General features: G+C 46.5%; 2 tRNA genes and 1 rRNA gene. All 3 read left to right on the forward strand.

What is annotated here, in order from left to right:
• A 16S ribosomal RNA gene (locus KW838_RS29240) occupies window positions 1-65 on the forward strand; the annotation flags it as partial.
• A 122-nt stretch (window positions 66-187) separates the two neighbouring features.
• A tRNA-Ile gene (locus KW838_RS29245) sits at window positions 188-264 on the forward strand.
• A 9-nt stretch (window positions 265-273) separates the two neighbouring features.
• Window positions 274-349, forward strand: a tRNA-Ala gene (locus KW838_RS29250).
• Window positions 350-553: the final 204 nt, after the last annotated feature.

Genomic DNA, 553 nt, shown 5'->3' on the forward strand with positions numbered 1-553 from the left:
TCATGACTGGGGTGAAGTCGTAACAAGGTAGCCGTAGGGGAACCTGCGGCTGGATCACCTCCTTAATCGACGACTCAGCTGCTCCATAAGTTCCCACACGAATTGCTTGATTCATTGAAGAAGACGATAGAAGCAGCTTTAAGCTCCAAGCTGATAGCTCAACGCTAACAGTTACAAGCTCGAAATTGGGTCTGTAGCTCAGTTGGTTAGAGCGCACCCCTGATAAGGGTGAGGTCGGCAGTTCGAATCTGCCCAGACCCACCAATTTTGTATGGGGCCATAGCTCAGCTGGGAGAGCGCCTGCCTTGCACGCAGGAGGTCAGCGGTTCGATCCCGCTTGGCTCCACCATAAACTGCTTCGAAAGTTTTGAGAGTTTAGAAATGAATATTCTGCAATGAATATTGATTTCTAGTCTTTTGATTAGATCGTTCTTTAAAAATTTGGGTATGTGATAGAAAGATAGACTGAACGTTACTTTCACTGGTAACGGATCAGGCTAAGGTAAAATTTGTGAGTGGCTCTTAGGAGCGCAATCGAATTTTCGGCGAATGT

It is taken from the genome of Pseudomonas sp. PDM27 (assembly GCF_019219205.1).
GTDB classification, from domain to species: Bacteria; Pseudomonadota; Gammaproteobacteria; order Pseudomonadales; family Pseudomonadaceae; genus Aquipseudomonas; species Aquipseudomonas laurylsulfatiphila.